Here is a 17,036-nt window from a genome sequence, read left to right as displayed (position 1 = left end):
GTTTCACCCAACCCCGCATTCAACCCAGCCGCATTCCTCCGTCTCGGGTGGACCCCATGACACACGAGTCCCGCTCCTCGCGTTGCCTCCTGTGACGCGCAGTGGACAGGAGGCCGGCTGTCCTCGCGCGGGACGGGGAGCGGGGTATGGTTCCGACCCGGATGTGCTTCTCGCTCCCCGCACTCCTCGGCCTCGCACTCTCCAGCGCGCCCATCCCCGGGCACGAGACGGCCACGGCTCCGTCCACGGTGGAGACACCGCGCGCGCTCGCCGCGGAGCTGGGCACCGCGGTCGGACTCTTCACCGGCGGCTACGCCTTCGCCGGCGGACGCTGGGAGGACGCGTACCTCGCCAACACCTCCTCCGCGCGCTTCCTGCTCGGCGGCTTCACGCTCGACGGGGGCCTCTTGTCGCTGCTGCCGCTGGAGCGCGGCGGCCCCGGCGGCAGCACCACCGTCACCGCGCGCCTGGGCTACACCGGTGAGCGCTGGAGCGTGGTGGGCGGCGCCGTCGTCGGCCTCGGCTACACCGCCCGGCCGCTCCTCCAGGTGCTGCCCTCCGTGAAGGGCCTCTACCGCGTGGGCCGCGTGGACCTCGAGGCCGGCATCTTCGATGCGAATGGACAGGTGCCCGCGCACCTCGGCGCCTCCTACGGGCCCGTGGGCCTCGCGTACGTCTTCCCCCTGGGCGCCCGCGCGCGCGTGGACATCCCCCTGGCCGCCCGCGCCGGCGTGCGCCTGGAGGGCTTCGTCTTCCAGTACGGCGACGTGCGCACGTCGCTCGTCACCGTGGGCATCGTCGGCCGCCCCACCGCCTCCGAGCGCGCTGGAGGTGCCTCATGAGGCGCCGCGCCCTCGCCGTCCTCCCGCTGGCACTGGCCGCGTGCAGCGACAGGCCCGCCTTCGACGCGGAGGACATCCGCCGCGCCACGCTCGGCACCGGCCTGCCTTCGGGCTTCCTGCTGGGCACCGCCACCGCCAGCCATCAAATCGAGGGCGGCACCACCAACGACTGGAGCGCGTGGGAGCAGGGTCGCTTCCCCGACGGCCGGCCCCACATCCACGACGGCAGCGTGTCTGGCGACGCGGCCGAATCGTGGGAGCGCTTCGACACCGACGTGGCGCTGATGCGCAAGCTGGGCACCAACGCCTACCGCTTCAGCCTGGAGTGGAGCCGCCTCCAGCCCGCGCGCGGCGAGTGGGACGAGGACGCCCTGGCCCGCTACCGCGAGCAGGCCCACGCGCTGCGCACGCAGGGCATCACCCCGCTGGTGACGCTGTACCACTTCACCCTGCCGCAATGGGTCGCCGACGCGGGCGGATGGGAGAACCCCGCCACGCTCGACGACTTCGAGGCCTACGCCTCCCGCATCGCCGCGGAGCTGGGCGGCGAGGTGGACTGGTGGTGCACCGTCAACGAACCCAACGTGCTCGCGGTGTTCGGCTACCTGGACGGCGTGTGGCCTCCGGGGAAGAAGGACGCGAAGGCCATGGCCACCGCGCTGTCGCACCTCATCGAGGCACACGCGCGCGCGGCCCGGCAACTGCGCGCCCGGGACACCGTGGACGCCGACGGCGACGGCCACGCCACCCGCGTGGGCCTGGCGCACCACGTGCGCATCTTCCAGCCCGCCACCGGCTCCACCGCGGACGTCACCGCCGCGGGCCTCACCGACGCCTTCTTCAACGAGAGCGTTCCCCTGGCGCTCTCCACCGGCCGCATCCGCCTGTCCGTGCCCGGCAGCGCGAGCATCGACCGCGAGGTGGCGGACCTGAAGGGCTCCAGCGACTACCTCGGGCTCAACTACTACTCGCGTGACTACGTGCGGCAGGACTTCCGCGAGGCGTCGCTTTCCAACCAGTACGTCCCCTCGGGGCGTCCGGTGAGCGACCTCGGCTGGGACATCTACCCCGAGGGACTCTATCTCTTCCTGCTCCGCTTTCGCGACCTGGGCATCCCCCTCGTGGTGACGGAGAATGGGATGGCGGACGCGGAAGGAAACCGGAGGCCGGAGTACTTCCGTAGCCATGTGTACGCGGTGGAGCAGGCAGTCTCAGAGGGGGCGGACGTGCACGGCTACTTCCACTGGAGCCTCATGGACAACTTCGAGTGGGCCGAGGGCTACACGCCCCGCTTCGGCCTCTTCCGCGTGGACTTCGCCAGTCCGGACAAGGCCCGCGTCCCCACCCCCGCCGTGGAGAGCTTCCAGGACGTCGCCCGCAACCTCGGCCTCACGCCCGTGCCCTGAAGGTACACCCCACCCCGTGTTCACCCCTTGAGGGCCTCCGGCCCACCTCCCCACCGACGACGCATGGCTCCCACCTCCGCCAAGAAGCGCCAGCGCCCCCCGGCCGCGCCCCCCTCCGAGGCGCCCGCCGTGCCGCTCCATGCGCTCCTGGAGGGCCTGCCGGACGCCTTCTTCATGCTCGATGCCGGGTGGCGCTTCCTCTACGTCAGCCCCCGCATGACGGAGCTGCTGGGAGGCTGCGGCGGCACCGGTGACGACCTGCGCCGCGTGTGCCCCCACCTGCTGGAGCTGCGCCGCCAACTGCGCTTCGACCTCCCCGCCACCGAGCAGGGCGCCGTGCGCTTCGAGCATGGCTGGCCGGACCGGGACCTGTGCTTCGACGTCCGCGTGCGCCCGGTGGAGGGCGGCCTGCTGGTGCACTGCCGCGACATCACCGGTGAGCGACGGGCGCGCGAGGAGCTGCGGCGCACCAGCGAAGTCTTCCGCTCCATCCTCGAGGGGACGACGGACGCCGTCTACACCAAGGACCTCCAGGGCCGGTACCAGCTCATCAACTCCGCGGGCGCGAAGGCGGTGGGCTACTCGGCGGAGGCCATGATTGGCAAGACGGACGCCGAGCTGTTCGCCCCCGAGGTGGCGCGCGCCAACATCGCCAACGACAGGGAGGTCTTCGCCTTCGGCCGCACCGTCACCTACGAGGACGCGCAGCCGGGCGCCGAGGGCCCGCGCGTGTGGCTGTCCACCAAGGGCGTGCTGAGGGACCCGGAGGGCAAGGTGTCCGGCCTGTTCGGCATCAGCCGCGACATCACCCAGCGCAAGTGGGCGGAGGAGGAGGCGCGCCGGCACGCGGAGTTCCAGGAGCAGCTCATGGGCATCGTCAGCCATGACATCCGCAGCCCGCTGGGCGCCATCATGAACTGGTCCCGCGTGCTGGCCGAGAGCGGCACCGCGGAGGAGGCGAAGCAGACCAGCAAGCGCATCGCCACCGCGGCGGTGCGCATCGAGCGGCTCACGCGCCTGCTGCTGGACTTCACGCGCACGCGGCTGGTGGGCGGCGTGGCCATCGAGCCGCGCTCCATGGACCTGAAGGACCTGGCGGCGAAGGTGGCCCACGAGTTCCGCGTGGCCTTCCCGCAGCGCCTCGTGGAGGTGGAGCACAAGGGCAACACGCAGGGCACGTGGGACCCGGACCGGCTGGGGCAGGTGGCGTCCAACCTGGTGGAGAACGCGCTGAAGTACAGCCCGGCGGAGACGCCGGTGCGCCTGGCCGTGCGCGGCGTGCGCAACAAGGTGGTGCTGGAGGTGCGCAACGCCGGCCGCCCCATCCCCGACAACCTGCTGCCCCACCTCTTCGAGCCCTTCCGCCGCGGCCCGCAGACGGCCCGCACGCTGAAGATGAGCTACGGGCTGGGGCTCTACATCGTCCGGGAAATCGTCCAGGCGCACGGGGGCACGATTGAAGTCACCTCCAGCGAGGACGAGGGCACCAGCTTCCTGGTGACGCTGCCGCGCCGCTCGATGCCGGCGAAGCCCAGCGGGCCGCCGCGGCCGCCGCCGTAGCCGTCAGCCCGCGGCCTGGACCAGCGCGTTGATGTCCGCGTTCTCCAGCACGGGCTTCGGCGCGCCGTGGCGGACGACATGGAGCATGGCCCGGCCCACCTTCTCCGTCGTCGTCACGTACTTCGGGAAGAGCGCCCTCAACACCGGATAGAGCGGCGTCATCACCGCATAGAGGATGCGGTACGAGCGCGTCTTCGAGACGATGCCGTGCATCGGCTGGATGGCCGCCGGGCGGAACATGTACTTCGCCTTGAAGGGCAACCCGAGCAGCGCGTTCTCCGCCCGGCCCTTCACCCGCGCCCACATGACGCGGCCCTGCTCGGTGCTGTCGGTGCTGGCGCCCGACACGTAGATGAACGTCATGTCCGGGTTGAGCTTCACCAGCGTGCGCGCCGCCGCCAGCGGCATCTCGTACGTCACCCGCGCGTAGTCCGCCTCCTTCATGCCGGCCGAGGACACACCCAGGCAGAAGAAGCACGCGTCGTAGCCGGCCAGCTCCCCTTCGATGGAGGCGTAGTCCAGCAAATCCTTGTGCACGATTTCGCGCAGCTTCGCGTGCTGCTGGCCCGTGGCGACGCGGCCCACCGTGAGGACGCGCTCCACGCCGTCGTCCAGCAGGCACTCGCGCAGCACGCCCTGCCCCACCATGCCCGTCGCTCCGAAGAGAATCACCTTCATGCCGTGCGGCCCTCCCTGGGCCTTTCAGTCCAGGTAGCGGCGTAACAGGGCCGTCAGCTCCGCGCCATCGAAGGGCTTGGCGAGGTAGTCCGTGCAGCCGCTGTCGAAGCCGGCCTGCACGCTGCGCGGCTCGGCGCGGGTGCTGCAGAGGATGATGGGCGTGTTGCGGGTGGGCTCGCGCGTGCGCAGCGCCCGGCACGTCTCCAGGCCGTCCAGGTGCGGCATGACGACGTCCAGGAAGACCAGGTCCGGCCGCTCCGTCTCGGCCCGCGCCAGGGCCTCCAGCCCGTTGCGCGCGGTGACGGCCTCGTACCCCAGCTCCATCAGCATTCCCTGATGCAACAGCAACACGGTGGCCGAGTCGTCGACGAGGAGCACTTTCTTGCGTCGCATGGCGCCTCCCGGCTTCACAGTGAGGCCACCGGCTGGCAGAGCTGGCGCAGGTGCATGAGCCGCGGCGGGCCCATGCCCATGAAGCGCACGCCCATGCCATACGGGAAGGCCAGGCCCGTCCTGGGGGCGAAGGGGTTGGCCCACGCCACCACGCCGTGCGTCTCCAACCGCTCGCCCGTGGTGGGCAGGAGGATGCGCAGCCGCACCGTCGTCCCCGGCCGCGGGGGCACCAGCGTGCGGATGATGAGGCCCCCGGGGCTCAGCGCGCTGGAGAAGCCGGACGTCCACTCCGTCTCGCGCGAGCCGCCCTCGCCGAACTCCACCGGGCAGCAGAAGGGCACCCGCTCCTCCACGTGCAGCGTGCCCGAGTCCCGCCCCAGCAGCGCGTCGATGCGCGGCAGGAGCGCCGCCAGCCCCGGTGCCCGCGTCCCGGGCCCCACCGCCACGGTGAGCGCCGGCACGCCCTCCAGCACCGCCCGCGAGCGCAGCGTGGACAACAGCTTCAGCGCCGCCAGCGGCCCCTCGCCCGAGACGAGCACCAGGTGCGGCACCACGCCGCCCTCCGTCAGCCGCACGGCCGCGCCCTCCACGCTGGCGCTGTAGATGAGGTGATGGCCGCACGCCTCCAGGAGCGCGCCCAGCCCGCCCCACGCGCGCGGGCCGCTCGAGCCCGCCATCAGCACCACCCGGGGGGTGTAGCGCTCCACCGGCCGCGCCGGGGCCGCCGCCGGCTCACCGGTGAGCGCCGCCAGCCGGGCCCGCAGCTCGGACAGGCGCAGGGGCGACAGGAGGCAGTCCTCCACGCCCTCGGACTCGCCCGCCTCCAGCACCTCGGCCGGCGTGTTGGACTCCGCCACCACCGCCACCGGCGCCGCGCCCGAGCGCGTCCGCAGCGCGCTCAGCGCGGGGCCTCGCGCGTCCGCCACCAGCCGCCAGTGCACCAGCACCAGCGCCGGCCGCACGCGCGCCATCTCCGGAACGGCGGCTTCCAGCGAGGACACATGCACCGGCTCACCACCCAGTGCGCGCACCACCCGGGACAGCGCCAGCCACGGCTCACCCGAGGGGCCCACCCACAACACGCGCGGCGATGCAGTCACCACGGCGGGCGGCGGACGGATGCGCCCTGAAGCCGTCATCATTCGGTGCCTCCGTGTCGTTCCTTCCCCCCGGCACGCCCGTCTGTCTCCTCGATGCTCCGAGATATGAGAAACAGACACACGGCGAATACTCCCCCTGGACCGATTCCAGGGAGAGATGGGGAATACACGACACAGAGGGGGACACGGAGGCGAGCCGGGGGTCGGGAGGAGAACGCCTCCCCAGCCCCCCGCTCCAAGCCTCCAGAGCTTCGTGCGCGTCGCGCGCCGCGGACTTCGTGCGCACTGCGCACCGCGGACTTCAGACGCGGGCGACGTTGATGCCCGAGTCCACGGCCTGCAACTCGTCGCCGAAGGCGACGTTCACCGTCTCACCGGTGGGCGGGTCATAGGGCGCGCGGCCCACCTGCTTCGTGCCGAAGCGGGGGAAGAAGGGCGCCAGCACGTACACGCGGAAGCACCAGCCGAAGAAAGTCACCGGCTTGAGGTCCGGGTGGATTTCGGACGCAATCTTCGCGTGGGCCTCGGGCAGCAGGCTCCAGTGCTGGCCCGGCATCTCGTGGTGCGCGGCGTGGAGGCCGTTGTTGAAGAGGAAGAAGTTGATGGCCTTCCCGGTGAAGCTGCGGCTGTGGTCGTGCTCGCTCCAGGGGTCCGAGTGGACGTGCTGGATGTAGTTGAAGAACATGATGGTCCACAGCGAGAAGAACGCCGGGACGAGGAAGGCGAAGGCCCAGATGCGCGCGCCGCCGGCCACGCCGTGCAGCACCATGGCCAGCCCCAGCAGCGCCGCGTGCGTGCCGCCCCAGACGATGTACTGGAGGACAATCTGGCGGAACAGCGGGCGGTTGCGCTCCTTGGCCTTCTCGATGAAGGCCTTGGTCGGCTCCTGCTGCCAGTACGTGGAGACGAAGGGGAAGAGGAAGGCCACCAGGAAGTTGTGCTTCTTGGAGTAGCGCCACGTAATCGTCGCGTCGCCCGCCTTGTTCACGAACTTGTGGTGGTTGAGGTTGTGCGTCGGAATCCACACGAAGGTGGGGTAGCCGTAGAAGAGCGACAGCCACATGCCCATGGCCTCGTTCATCTTCCGGTTGCGGAAGGTGGGGCTGTGGTTGTGGTTGTGAGCGATGACTCCCGCCGACAGCGCCAGGTAGCAGGACACCGGGCAGAGGAACGGGATGAGCTCGGGCGCCGCATACATCGAAAGGGCGACCACGGGCATGGCCAGGCACCAGAGCATGGTCCTGCGGTCAGCGGAGTATCGAAGCATGGGGCGGATACTGCCCCAGCCCCTGTTCGAGGATCAAAACTTCCTGGCGACTTGAAGGAGGGGCCGCCCGGACGCCCGGTGTGTAGGCCCCCAGGCGCCGCCCGCCCACCCGGGGCCGCGGGCCCTCAGCGGAGGTGGCGCTCCAGCAGGGCCACCATGTTCTCCAGGGGGGCGGTGGCGGTGGCCAGCCCCGCCTCTTCCACGGCGCGCGGCATGCCGTACACCACGCAGGAGGACTCGGCCTCGGTGAGGACGGTGCCGCCCGCGGCGCGGATGGCGCGCGCGCCCTCGCGGCCGTCCTCGCCCATGCCGGTGAGCACCACGCCCACCGCGTCCGCCCCCCAGGCACTGGCGGCGCTCTCGAAGAGGACGTCCACCGAGGGGTGGTGCGGCATGCGCAGCGGGTGCCTGTCCAACCGCACCAGGCTCACCGCGCCGTGCCGCTCCACCTTGAGGTGGTGCCCGGCGCGCGCCAGCACCACGCGCCCCGGGCGCAGCTCCACGCCGTCCTCCGCCTCCACCACCTCCAGCGCGCACTGCGCGTCCAGACGCCTGGCCACCGCGAGCGTGTAGCCCACGGGGATGTGCAGCGCGAGCGCGAGCGGCGCGGGGAAGTCCGCGGGCAGCCCCGACAGCAACCGGGTGAGGGCCTGCGGGCCTCCGGTGGAGGTGCCCACCACCACCAGCTTCCGGGACGGCCCGTCCTCCCCCACCGGCGAGGGCGCGGCGGCCGGGGCAGCGGCCGGAGCGGGGTGCGGCACCGCCGCCGCCGCCGTGCGCACCGCCTGCACCAGCTCCGCGCCCAGCTCATAGAGCCGGTCCGTGGCGAGCGCGGTGGGCTTGTTCACCAACTCCACGGCGCCGGCCTGGAGCGCGGACACCGCCAGTTCGCTCTCCTCGCCCGCGCTGCTCACCACCACCACGCGCGGCGCGGAGGGGTTGGACGCGAGCGCCCGCAGCACGCCCAGCCCGTCCAGGCCGGGCATCACCAGGTCCAGCGTGAGCACGTGCGGAGACAGCTCCTCGATTTTCTCCAGCGCGTCCAGGCCGTCGCGCGCGGTGCCCACCACCTCCAGCCCTGCCGCGTTGGAGAGGACCTGCCGGAGCACCTTGCGCGCGAAGGCGGAGTCGTCCACCACCAACACGCGGATGGGGGTGGGAGCCGACGCCGTCATGAAGTCACCTTGGTGTAGAAGAAGGCGCCGCGCCGCTCCTCGCAGATCAGCGCGGTGCCGAAGCGCATCAGCGACTCGGAAGTACCCACCAGCAGGTGGCCGCCGGGAACCAGGGCCCTGCCGAGCGACGCCACCACCCGCAGCGCGGTGTCGTCCTGGAAGTAGATGAGCACGTTGCGACAGAGGATGGCGTCGAAGGTGCCGAGCGCCGCCACCGCCGCCGCGTCCACCAGGTTGACGCGGCGCCAGTCCACCGCCGACACCAGCTCCTGCTTCACGTACGGCCGCCCGCCGCGCACCTCCAGCCAGCGCCCCTCCACGCCCGGCGGCAGCGCACGCAGCGCGCGCAGGTTGTGCTCGCCGGTGCGGGCCCGCTCCAGCGCGCGGGTGCTCAAGTCACTGGCCACCACTTCCACGCCGGAGAGCAGGCCGCGCTCCGCCAGCATCATCGCCAGCGTGAGCGGCTCCTCGCCGGTGGAGCACGCGGCGCACCACACCCGGAGCTTCCGCCCCTCGCGCACCGCGGGCGCCAGCAGGTCCTCCACCAGCACCGTCAGCGGCTGCGCCTCGCGGAAGAAGTACGTCTCGTGCACCAGCAGCGAGTCCACCAGCGCGTCCAGCGTCTCCGGGCCCGCCGGGTCGTAGCGGAGGAAGTAGTAGTAGTCGAGCAGCGAGTCGAAGCCGGCGTCCAGCGCGCGCGCGGACACCTTCTCCTGCAAGAGGTCGCGGTCCTCCGGCGCGTAGTGCAGGCCCGCGCGCTGCTCAATCAACGCGGAGAGAATCGCGAACACCTGCGGGGACATGGGCAGCGAGGACATGGTTCTCCACTACCGTCCCAGCGCCTGGACGCAGGCGCGCCGCACGTCGGCGTCCTCGTCGTGCGTGGAGCCGTGCTCCAGCGCCTCGCGGGCCTCCACCGTGCCCAGCGCCGCCACGGCCGGGGCCGCGGCGCGGCGACCCGCGGGGCTGGCGGACACCAGCGCCTGCAGCAGCGCGGCGCGCGCGTCCGCCCGGCGCATGCGGGCCAGCGCCGCCACCAGCAACGGAGACGTCACCTCGTCCGCCACCTCCAGCGCGGTGAGCAGCCCCGGCAGCCGGCCCTCCATGGGCAGCGCCAGCGCGCTCACCACCCGCTCGCGCAGCGTCACGTCCCCCAGGAGCGTCACCAACGCCTGGGTGGCGGGCACGCCGGGGCGCGTGGCGAGGAAGCCCACCGCCGCGTTGCGGACGCTGTCGTCCCTGTCGCTGGCGGCGCGCAAGAGCGCGGGCAACGTCTCCGAGGTGTCGTACTCGGCCACCGCGGACAGGGCGACGAGCCGCGTGGCCGCGTCCTCGGAGCCCACCGCCTCCAGCAGCACCGGCAGCGCGTCCGGGCGGCGGGCCACGCCCAGGCCCAAGAGCGCCGCGCGGCGCACGTCCGCGTCCGCGCTGGAGGCCGCACGGCGCAGCGCCGCCATGGCCCCTTCGGTGTGCATGTGCGCCAGCGCGTCCACCACCGCCACGCGCACCTGGCCCGCGTCGTCGTCCGCCAGCGCGACAATCGCGTCCGCCGCCGCCTCCTCGTTCAGCTTCCCCAGCGACTGGCACGCGTAGTAGCGCACCCATGGGTCTCTATCGTTGAGGCCCCCCAGCAGCGTGGAGGTGATGCGGGCCTCTTCTCCGTCTGCCCCAGCGCGCGCATGGCCGCCGCGCGCGTGCGCTCGGACTCATGGGCCGCGGCCGACAGCAGCGCGTCCACCGCGCGCGGGTCCTCGATGTAGGGCAGGCCGTAGATGGCCGCGTCGCGCAGCCGCTCGTCCGAGTCCCGCATGGCCTGCAGGAGCACGTCCAGCCCGCGCGGGTAGCCGAAGTACGCGATGATGCGCAGCGCCGCGCGACGCAGGCGCGCGTCCGGCGAGCGCGCCGCTTGCAGCGCCAGTGCCTCCGTCCCCTCGCTGCCCAGCGATTGAATCGCCCCCACCGTGGCCTGCACCACGCGCGGGTCCTCGTCCACCAGGCGGGCGAAGAGGGCCGGCACCGCGCTGGGGTCTCCGATGCGCGACAGCGTGTCCGCCGCCAGCGCGCGCACCGAGGCGTCCCGGTCTTCAAGGCACACCATGACGTCCGGCACCGACACCGCCTTGCGGCCCACCAGCGGCAGCAGCACGCGGCGCCGGGCGCTGTCGCCGTCGCGCAGCGCGGCCAGAATCTGCGCGTCCGCGTCCGAGCCCAGGTCCGCCAGGGCGCTGGCCGCCGCGCGCGCCACCGTCGGGTCCGGCCCGTCCAGCAGCTTCAGCAGGCCCGCCGCGGCGTCCGGCCCGCCCACCCAGCCGAGCAGCCGGGCCAGGGCGGCCTTCTCCGCCGAGTCCGCGCCCGAAATCGCCTGGGACAGCCGCCGGCCCAGCACCGTCACGTCCGCGTCGGAGCGCAGCGCACCCTGCACCGCGCGCGCTCCGCCGAAGCGCTGCACCTGCGCCTCGTGGATGTCCACCAACGCCACCGCGGCCCCGCGCACCAGCGCGTCGTTGCCCCGGCGCAACAGGCCCACCAGCGCGGGCACCGCCGCCTCCTGGCCGGTGCGGCCCAGCGCGCGCGTGGCCTCCAGCGAGTAGAAGGGGTCCGACAGCAGGCCCAGCAGCGCCGGCACGACGATGGGGTCCCCGCAACGGCCCAGCACGTCGATGGCCGGGAAGATGCGGAAGAAGTTGCCGCTGCCCAGCGCCGCCAGCAGCGTGTCCACCGCGGCCCCGCCGCCAATGCGGCCCAGCGCCTCGATGGACGCCACCGCCACGTTGTCGTCCGCGTGGACGGTGAGCCGGGCCAGCAGCGGCACCGAGCGGCGACCGCGGCGACGGCCCAGCACCTGGGCGACATCGCAGACGACGGCCGGGTTGGAGTCTTCCGCGAGCGGCTCCAGGAGCCCCTCCACGTCGCCCGACGAGGCCACCAGCGCCTCCACCGCGGCGGCCAGGCGCGCCTCGCTGTCGCGGCGGTGGCTGAGCACGTCGCGCAGCGGCGCCACGGCCGGGGTGCCCAGCCGCGCCAGGGCGCCCACCACGGCGCGGCGCACCGCCCAGCTCGTCGCGTCCAGGCCGGCCACCAGCGTGTCCAGGCTGCCCGGGCCGCGCCGCGCCAGTTGCTCCACCGCCTCCACCTGCGCGCGGTCGTCCGCGGACAGGGCGAGCGGGTGGCCCGGTACCGAAGAAGATGCCGTCACGCCTGCTGCTCCCGGGCCCGCGCGGCCCCCGGCTCGGTGCCGCGTGCGCCACCGAGCGCGGCGCTCAGCCGCGCCAGGCTCTCCGCCTGCTCACCCTGGAGCCGCGTGAGCTGGCCCAGCCGCCCGGCCACCTCGCGCACCTCCGCCGCGGTGGTGGTGGCCGCGCGCGTCTGCTGCGCGGTGGTGGTGAGCACCTCCCGGGCGCGGGCGCGCATCTCCTCCACGCTCTTGGCCAGCCCCTCCGTCACCGTGGTGGACTCCGTGCTGGCGCGCGCCACCGCGGCCACGCCGGTGGCCTGACGGGTGGCGGAGCTGGCGAGGGCGGCCAGCGCCTCCGTCTGCTCGTCCAGCGCCCGCGACGTCCCCTTCGCCACCCGCCGCACCTCGTCCGCGCCCTTCACCAGCGCGGTGAGCGCCTGCGCCTGCTCGTCGGTGGCGCGCGTCACCTCCGCCGCCAGCTTCGCCACCTGGCGACTGGCCACCTCGCTCTGCTTGAGGGCGCGGGCCTGCTCCGCCACGCCGCGCGCGGACTGGGATGCCTGCTTGCGCGTCTCCTCCATGGCCCGCGTCACCTCGGCGGCGGCCTTGGCCTGCTCGGCCAGCCCCAGCAGCGTGCGCTGGGTGGCGGTGGTCGCCTCCTGCGACAGCGCGCCCACGGCGGCCACCTCCTTGCTCTGCGCCGCCACCGCCCCGCTCACCGTCTGCACCAACTGCCGCATCTGCGCGGAGGCCTTGGCCAGCTCCCCGGACGCCGCGGCCTGCTCCTGCACGGCCCGCGACACCTTCTGCGCCACCTCCGCCAACTGGCCGTTGGAGCGCACCGCGTCGCGCAGCGCGCGCGCCTGGTCCGCCGTGGCCTGCGTCGTCTGGCGCGCCATGCGCCGCATCTCCGTGCCGCCCTGGGACAGCGACTGCGCCGCCTGCGCCTGCTCCGCCGCGGCCGTGGTGATGGCACGCCCCTGCTCGCTCACCTTCGCCGTGGCCTGGGTGAGGGCCTGCACCGCCTGCACCTGCTCGCCGGACGCGCGCGACACCTCGCGCACATTCTGGCCCAGGTCCTCCACCCCCTTGAGGATGGTGGACAGCGCCCGCTCCGCGTCGGACGCCAGCGCCGCGCTCTCGTCCGCCGCGCGCACGCCCTCGCCGGTGGCGGTGGCCGCCTCGCGCGCCGTCGTCTGGAGGCCCCGGACGATTTTCGCCACGTCCGCGCTGGCCGCCGCCGCGCGGTCCGCCAGGGCGCGAATCTCCTCCGCCACCACCGCGAAGCCGCGGCCGTGCTCGCCCGCGCGCGCCGCCTCGATGCTGGCGTTGAGGGACAGCAGATTCGTGCGGTCCGCGATGAGGTTGATGGTCTGGACGATGTCGCCAATCTCCTCCGCCCGCTTGCCCATCTCCTTCATGACGCCGGAGGACTCGACGATGGACTGGCGGATGCGGGTGAAGCCGGCGATGGAGCGCGTCACCGTGGCGCCGCCGTCGCGCGCGGTGGTGCCCACGCGCTCGGCGTTGACGCGGGCCTCCTCCGTCATCTGCGCCACCCTGCGCGTGGACGTCTCCAGCTGCGTGGAGGCGGTGGCGCTGCCAGCGGCCAGGGCGTTGATGCTCTCCGCGGACTTCGCCACGGACTGGGCGGAGCGGGCGAGCTGCTCAATCGTGGCCGCGTTGGCGTCCACCACGGCGGCGTTCTTCTCCGCGGTGGCGGCCACCTCCTCCACGCTGGCGGCCACCTCCTCCACGGTGGACGCGGTGGAGGCGGCGCTCGCCTCCAGCGTGCGCGCATGCTCGGCCACGCCGCGCACGCTGCGCGCCAGCTCCTCCGCGGTGGAGGCCGTCTCCTCCACGCTGGCGGCCATGCTGGTGGCGTCCCGGGCCACCTCGCCCAGCACCCGGCCAATGCCCACCACCGCGTTGGACACCTGCGCCACGCGCTCGCCCACCGCCTGCGAGTCCGTGGCCAGACGGGAGATGCCCTTGGACATCTCCTCTGCGGTGGCGGCCACCTGCTCGGTGGCGGCGGCGCTGGACTGGTTGCGGGCGACGAGGTCCGCCACCGTGGCGTTCATCTCCGTCACCGAGGCCAGCAGCTCCTCGCTGGAGGCGGCCAGCTCCTCCGCGTTGGCGCTCACGCCCTTCACCGAGCGCGTCGCCTGCTCCAGCGTGGCCGCGGTGGTGTCCGACGACGAGGCCAGGTGCGCGGCGTCCTTGCGCACGCCGGCCACGGAGGCGTTCACCTCCTGCAACGCGCCCGCGGTGGCCTCGGCCTCCTGCTGCACGGCGCGCGCGGAGTCGCTCACCGTGCGCTGGGCCCGCACCATTTCGTGCACCGACAGGCCCGTCTCCTCCACATGGGCGGCGACGGACTCCATCGCGGAGCGCACCTGCTCGGAGGCGGCGGCCTGCTCGTTGCCGCTCGCCGCCAGCCGCGCCGCCAGGGCCTCCGTTGCCTGCACCAGCCCGGCGGTCTCCTGCACGCCGCGCGCCGCGCTCTCGGCCAGGTTGCGCGCGTCCTCCAGCGCAATCGCCCCGTTACCGTTGTCCGTCGCCATCCGGCGTCTCCTCCCCGATGACCCGGGGGAAATCAATGAGCATCACCAGGCGCGGCCCCACCTGGGCCACGGCCTTCACGAACCCGCGCGCTCCCTCGACAACCAGCGGAGGGGGCGGCTTGACCTGCGCTGGATCCAGCTTCAGCACCTCGCGGGCGCTGTCCACCAGCAACCCCACCGTCCGGCTACCGAGCTGGCCCACCACCACCCGCGTGTCCAGCGAGCGCTGCAGGGGCGGCAGCCCGAAACGCACCCGCGCGTCCACCACGGGGATGACGCGGCCGCGCACCTGCACCAGCCCGGCCACGTGAGACGGAGCGCCCGGCACCGGCGTGGCGCCGGTGAAGCTCTCCATCTGCAGCACGTCCGCCGCCGGCAACGCGTACTCGGCCCCGTCCACCTTGAACACCACGTGCAGCACGCTCATGTCGCGCGCTCCCTTCTGCCGTTGCCACTCCGGGCAGCGCCCAGCGCCGCCAGGTCCAGCACCAGCGTGGGCTGGCCGTCGCCCAGGTCCGTGGCCCCGGCCACCCCGGGCACCCGCACCAGCGGGTCCTCCAGCGGACGGAGGACGATTTCCTGCTGGCCGAGCAGCCGGTCGACCGCGAAGGCCACCGGCTCGCCGCGCTGGCGCACGATGAGCGCCTTGGCCCCGACGCCGCCGCGCTGGCCATCCGGGCTCCCGCGCTCCAGCAGCCGCTCCAGCGACAGCAGCGGCACCGCGCTGCCCCGCCGCTCCACCAGCACCACGCCGCTGGCGCCCGCGGGCCGCGTCAGCCTCGCCGCGTCCACGTCGATGAGCTCCTCCACGGAGCCCACCGCCACCGCGTAGCGCAGGCCGGCGCACTCGAAGACGAAGGCGTCCAGCAGCGTAATCGTCAGCGGCACCCGCATGCGGAAGGTGGTGCCCTGGCCGGGCCGCGTCTCCAGCCGCAGCTCGCCGCCGAGCTGGTCCACGGTGATGCGGCGGACGATGTCCATGCCCATGCCACGGCCGCTCGTCGAGGTGGCGGCGTCACGGGTGGAGAAGCCGGGGCGACACAGCACGTCCAGGAGCCCGTCCGACGTGGCGGGGACGGGCACGCCCGCGCGGCGGGCCACCGCCTCCGCGTCCACGCCGCGCCCGTCGTCGGTGACGGTCAGCTCGAGCAGCCCGCTGGCGCCGCCGTGGCAGGCCAGGCGCACCAGCCCCTCCTCGGGCTTGCCGGCCGCGCGGCGCGCCTCTGGCGTTTCCAGCGCGTGGTCCACCGCGTTGCGCACCAGGTGCACCAGCGCGGGCAACAGCCGGTCCGCCACGGCCTTGTCCAGCTCCGCGTCGCCCACCTCCAGCTCCAGCCGCACCGCCTTGCCCGTGCTGCGGCGCAGGCCGCGCACCAGCAGCGGCAGCCGCTCCAGCACGTCCGCCACCTTCACCATGCGAAGGCGGATGATGGCCGCGCGCATGTCGCGCAGCTGGCGGCCGTTCTCCTGGAGGATGGCGGTGAGCTCGCGCGTGGGCGCCCCCGCGGCCGTCAGCGCCGCCACCGCGCGGGTGAGCCGCGAGCGGTTGACGACGAGCGCCGCCAGCCGCTCCAGCGCCTCGTCCAGCCGGGACACCTCCACCCGCAGGGTGCCCCCGCCCCGGCGCTGCTCCTCGGGCTCGTCCTCCACCCGCGCCACCACCGCCTCCAGCTCGGGCTCGGCAACGGGCACGGCGGGCACCACGGGTGCGGCGGGCGCCGTGGCCAGCGCGCGCACCGTGGCGGGCGGGCCTCCAGCGGCCTCCAGCAGCGCGTCGTCCGTCGCGTCGGTGAGCAGCAGCAGCGCGAAGGTGAGCGAGCCGCCGCCCGCCGCGGGGCCGGACAGGGGCAGGACCTTGACCGCCTCCGCCAGCTTCGCCACGCGCTCGCGCACGCTGTTGATGGTGATGCCGCTGGCGGCGCGCTCGGCGCCCGGGATGAAGTCCAGCCGCACCGCGCGCTTGCCGGCGGCGCCGACGGTGAGCTGCTCGCGCTCCGCGGCGGAGAGACGGGCGGAGAGCGCCGCGTCCAAATCCAATGCGACGGGCGCGGGCTTCGCGGGCGCCGTCCCCAGCGCGGCCGACTCCAGCGCCTCCAGGCGCTCCAGGAGTCCCGCGGGCACGGGGGTGACGGGCCTGCCGGCGGCGAGCTGCCGCACGCGCTGCTCGATTTCGCGCAGCCCCTCCATGAGGGGCTCCACGCTGGACTCGGGCAGCCGGCCCCCGGCGCGGTCCGAGTGGCGCAGGGACGTCTCCATCCAGTGGGCGATGGAGACGATGGACTCCACGTCCACCATGGCGGACAGGCCCTTGATGGTGTGCAGCGCGCGGAACAGCTCGCGCACGGCGCGCGGGTGGGCGAGCCCCCGCCGCACGCTGGCCTCCACGGCGAGCAGGTGCCGGTGGGCCGCGCCTAGCAGTTCCTCGGCTTCCGCCAGGTAGGCTGGCAGGAAGTCCGCGAGGTCCACGGAGCCGGTCACCCGCGCTTCTCCTCCAGCAGGGCTCGCGCCTCGGCCAGGATGGCGTCCGGGGTGAAGGGCTTGGTCATGAAGCGGTTGGCGCCCACCGCCAGCGCCCGGGCCCGCGACGCCTCGTCCCCACGCGTGGTGACGATGATGATGGGCAGGTTGCGCAGCCGGTCCTGGCTGCGCACGAACTCGACCACCTCGATGCCGCCGATGTCCGGCATGTTCAGGTCCAGCACGAGCAAATCGTACGGCTGGAGCGACAGGCGCTCGATGGCCTCCAGACCGCTCGAGGCATGGGTGAAGGTGAGACCCGGATAGGGGCGCAGGCAGGCGACGACCATGTCGCGCATCACCTTGCTGTCATCGACGACGAGCACCTCTGGCATGGCTTCCCCTGGCAACGAGTG

Annotated in this window: 15 protein-coding genes; 3 read left to right on the top strand and 12 right to left on the bottom strand. The window is 73.6% G+C overall.

Annotated elements, in window-relative coordinates; all coding sequences use genetic code 11:
* Positions 1-146: 146 nt before the first annotated feature.
* From OV427_RS24615 to OV427_RS24605, 3 genes are all read left to right on the top strand, one after another.
* Entirely contained in the window at positions 147-842 is a 696-nt protein-coding gene (locus tag OV427_RS24615) for a hypothetical protein (RefSeq protein WP_267858604.1), read from the top strand.
* Entirely contained in the window at positions 839-2,248 is a 1,410-nt protein-coding gene (locus tag OV427_RS24610; protein ID WP_267858603.1) for a glycoside hydrolase family 1 protein, read from the top strand. Before OV427_RS24615 ends, OV427_RS24610 begins: the two co-directional genes overlap by 4 nt.
* Positions 2,249-2,311: 63 nt before the next feature.
* Entirely contained in the window at positions 2,312-3,808 is a 1,497-nt protein-coding gene (locus OV427_RS24605) for a sensor histidine kinase (protein ID WP_267858602.1), read from the top strand.
* A 3-nt stretch (positions 3,809-3,811) separates the two neighbouring features.
* Here OV427_RS24605 and OV427_RS24600 read toward each other — a convergent pair whose 3' ends face one another.
* From OV427_RS24600 to OV427_RS24550, 12 genes are all read right to left on the bottom strand, one after another.
* On the bottom strand, positions 3,812-4,486 hold the full coding sequence (locus OV427_RS24600) for an NAD-dependent epimerase/dehydratase family protein (protein ID WP_267858601.1): 675 nt from the start codon (positions 4,484-4,486) through the stop codon (positions 3,812-3,814).
* Between the two features lie 24 nt (positions 4,487-4,510).
* Positions 4,511-4,879, bottom strand: coding sequence for a response regulator (locus OV427_RS24595; RefSeq protein ID WP_267858600.1), 369 nt, complete (start codon positions 4,877-4,879; stop codon positions 4,511-4,513).
* Between the two features lie 14 nt (positions 4,880-4,893).
* Positions 4,894-6,021 carry a PilZ domain-containing protein gene (locus OV427_RS24590; RefSeq protein WP_267858599.1) on the bottom strand — a complete coding sequence of 376 codons (1,128 nt, stop codon included), beginning with the start codon at positions 6,019-6,021 and terminating at the stop codon, positions 4,894-4,896.
* Between the two features lie 259 nt (positions 6,022-6,280).
* Positions 6,281-7,198 (bottom strand): fatty acid desaturase family protein, encoded by a 918-nt coding sequence (locus OV427_RS24585; RefSeq protein WP_267858598.1) that lies wholly within the window; start codon positions 7,196-7,198, stop codon positions 6,281-6,283.
* Positions 7,199-7,371: 173 nt separating this feature from the next.
* Complete coding sequence (gene cheB / locus OV427_RS24580; protein WP_267858597.1) at positions 7,372-8,421, bottom strand: chemotaxis-specific protein-glutamate methyltransferase CheB; 1,050 nt, start codon at positions 8,419-8,421, stop codon at positions 7,372-7,374.
* Positions 8,418-9,239 carry a CheR family methyltransferase gene (locus OV427_RS24575; RefSeq protein WP_267858596.1) on the bottom strand — a complete coding sequence of 274 codons (822 nt, stop codon included), beginning with the start codon at positions 9,237-9,239 and terminating at the stop codon, positions 8,418-8,420. Before OV427_RS24575 ends, cheB begins: the two co-directional genes overlap by 4 nt.
* 9 nt (positions 9,240-9,248) lie before the next feature.
* On the bottom strand, positions 9,249-10,052 hold the full coding sequence (locus OV427_RS50590; RefSeq protein WP_324290066.1) for a HEAT repeat domain-containing protein: 804 nt from the start codon (positions 10,050-10,052) through the stop codon (positions 9,249-9,251).
* Positions 9,986-11,617, bottom strand: a complete 1,632-nt coding sequence (locus OV427_RS24570) for a HEAT repeat domain-containing protein (RefSeq protein WP_324289984.1) — start codon at positions 11,615-11,617, stop codon at positions 9,986-9,988. The genes OV427_RS50590 and OV427_RS24570 overlap by 67 nt, the downstream gene beginning before the upstream one ends.
* The gene (locus tag OV427_RS24565) at positions 11,614-14,163 is read right to left on the bottom strand and encodes a methyl-accepting chemotaxis protein (RefSeq protein ID WP_267858595.1); all 2,550 of its coding nucleotides are present in this window, start codon (positions 14,161-14,163) and stop codon (positions 11,614-11,616) included. The genes OV427_RS24570 and OV427_RS24565 overlap by 4 nt, the downstream gene beginning before the upstream one ends.
* Positions 14,144-14,590 (bottom strand): chemotaxis protein CheW, encoded by a 447-nt coding sequence (locus OV427_RS24560; protein WP_267858594.1) that lies wholly within the window; start codon positions 14,588-14,590, stop codon positions 14,144-14,146. The genes OV427_RS24565 and OV427_RS24560 overlap by 20 nt, the downstream gene beginning before the upstream one ends.
* Positions 14,587-16,641 carry a chemotaxis protein CheA gene (locus OV427_RS24555; protein WP_267858593.1) on the bottom strand — a complete coding sequence of 685 codons (2,055 nt, stop codon included), beginning with the start codon at positions 16,639-16,641 and terminating at the stop codon, positions 14,587-14,589. The genes OV427_RS24560 and OV427_RS24555 overlap by 4 nt, the downstream gene beginning before the upstream one ends.
* Positions 16,638-17,015 (bottom strand): response regulator, encoded by a 378-nt coding sequence (locus tag OV427_RS24550; RefSeq protein ID WP_163991847.1) that lies wholly within the window; start codon positions 17,013-17,015, stop codon positions 16,638-16,640. Before OV427_RS24550 ends, OV427_RS24555 begins: the two co-directional genes overlap by 4 nt.
* Between the last annotated feature and the right edge of the window lie 21 nt (positions 17,016-17,036).

The sequence above is a fragment of the Pyxidicoccus sp. MSG2 genome (genome assembly GCF_026626705.1).
In the GTDB taxonomy this organism is placed as follows: Bacteria; Myxococcota; Myxococcia; order Myxococcales; family Myxococcaceae; genus Myxococcus.
Note: the sequence above shows the minus strand (reverse complement) of the source record. Positions and strands in the feature narration are given on the sequence as shown.

Coding starts and splice junctions, on each gene's coding strand:
- OV427_RS24600 (WP_267858601.1), bottom strand. CDS start 4,486: ATGAAGGTGATTCTCTTCGGAGCGACGGGCATGGTGGGGCAGGGCGTG.
- OV427_RS24590 (WP_267858599.1), bottom strand. CDS start 6,021: ATGATGACGGCTTCAGGGCGCATCCGTCCGCCGCCCGCCGTGGTGACT.
- OV427_RS24560 (WP_267858594.1), bottom strand. CDS start 14,590: ATGAGCGTGCTGCACGTGGTGTTCAAGGTGGACGGGGCCGAGTACGCG.
- cheB (WP_267858597.1), bottom strand. CDS start 8,421: ATGACGGCGTCGGCTCCCACCCCCATCCGCGTGTTGGTGGTGGACGAC.
- OV427_RS24605 (WP_267858602.1), top strand. CDS start 2,312: ATGGCTCCCACCTCCGCCAAGAAGCGCCAGCGCCCCCCGGCCGCGCCC.
- OV427_RS24565 (WP_267858595.1), bottom strand. CDS start 14,163: ATGGCGACGGACAACGGTAACGGGGCGATTGCGCTGGAGGACGCGCGC.
- OV427_RS24610 (WP_267858603.1), top strand. CDS start 839: ATGAGGCGCCGCGCCCTCGCCGTCCTCCCGCTGGCACTGGCCGCGTGC.
- OV427_RS24585 (WP_267858598.1), bottom strand. CDS start 7,198: ATGCCCGTGGTCGCCCTTTCGATGTATGCGGCGCCCGAGCTCATCCCG.
- OV427_RS24575 (WP_267858596.1), bottom strand. CDS start 9,239: ATGTCCTCGCTGCCCATGTCCCCGCAGGTGTTCGCGATTCTCTCCGCG.
- OV427_RS24595 (WP_267858600.1), bottom strand. CDS start 4,879: ATGCGACGCAAGAAAGTGCTCCTCGTCGACGACTCGGCCACCGTGTTG.
- OV427_RS24550 (WP_163991847.1), bottom strand. CDS start 17,015: ATGCCAGAGGTGCTCGTCGTCGATGACAGCAAGGTGATGCGCGACATG.
- OV427_RS24615 (WP_267858604.1), top strand. CDS start 147: ATGGTTCCGACCCGGATGTGCTTCTCGCTCCCCGCACTCCTCGGCCTC.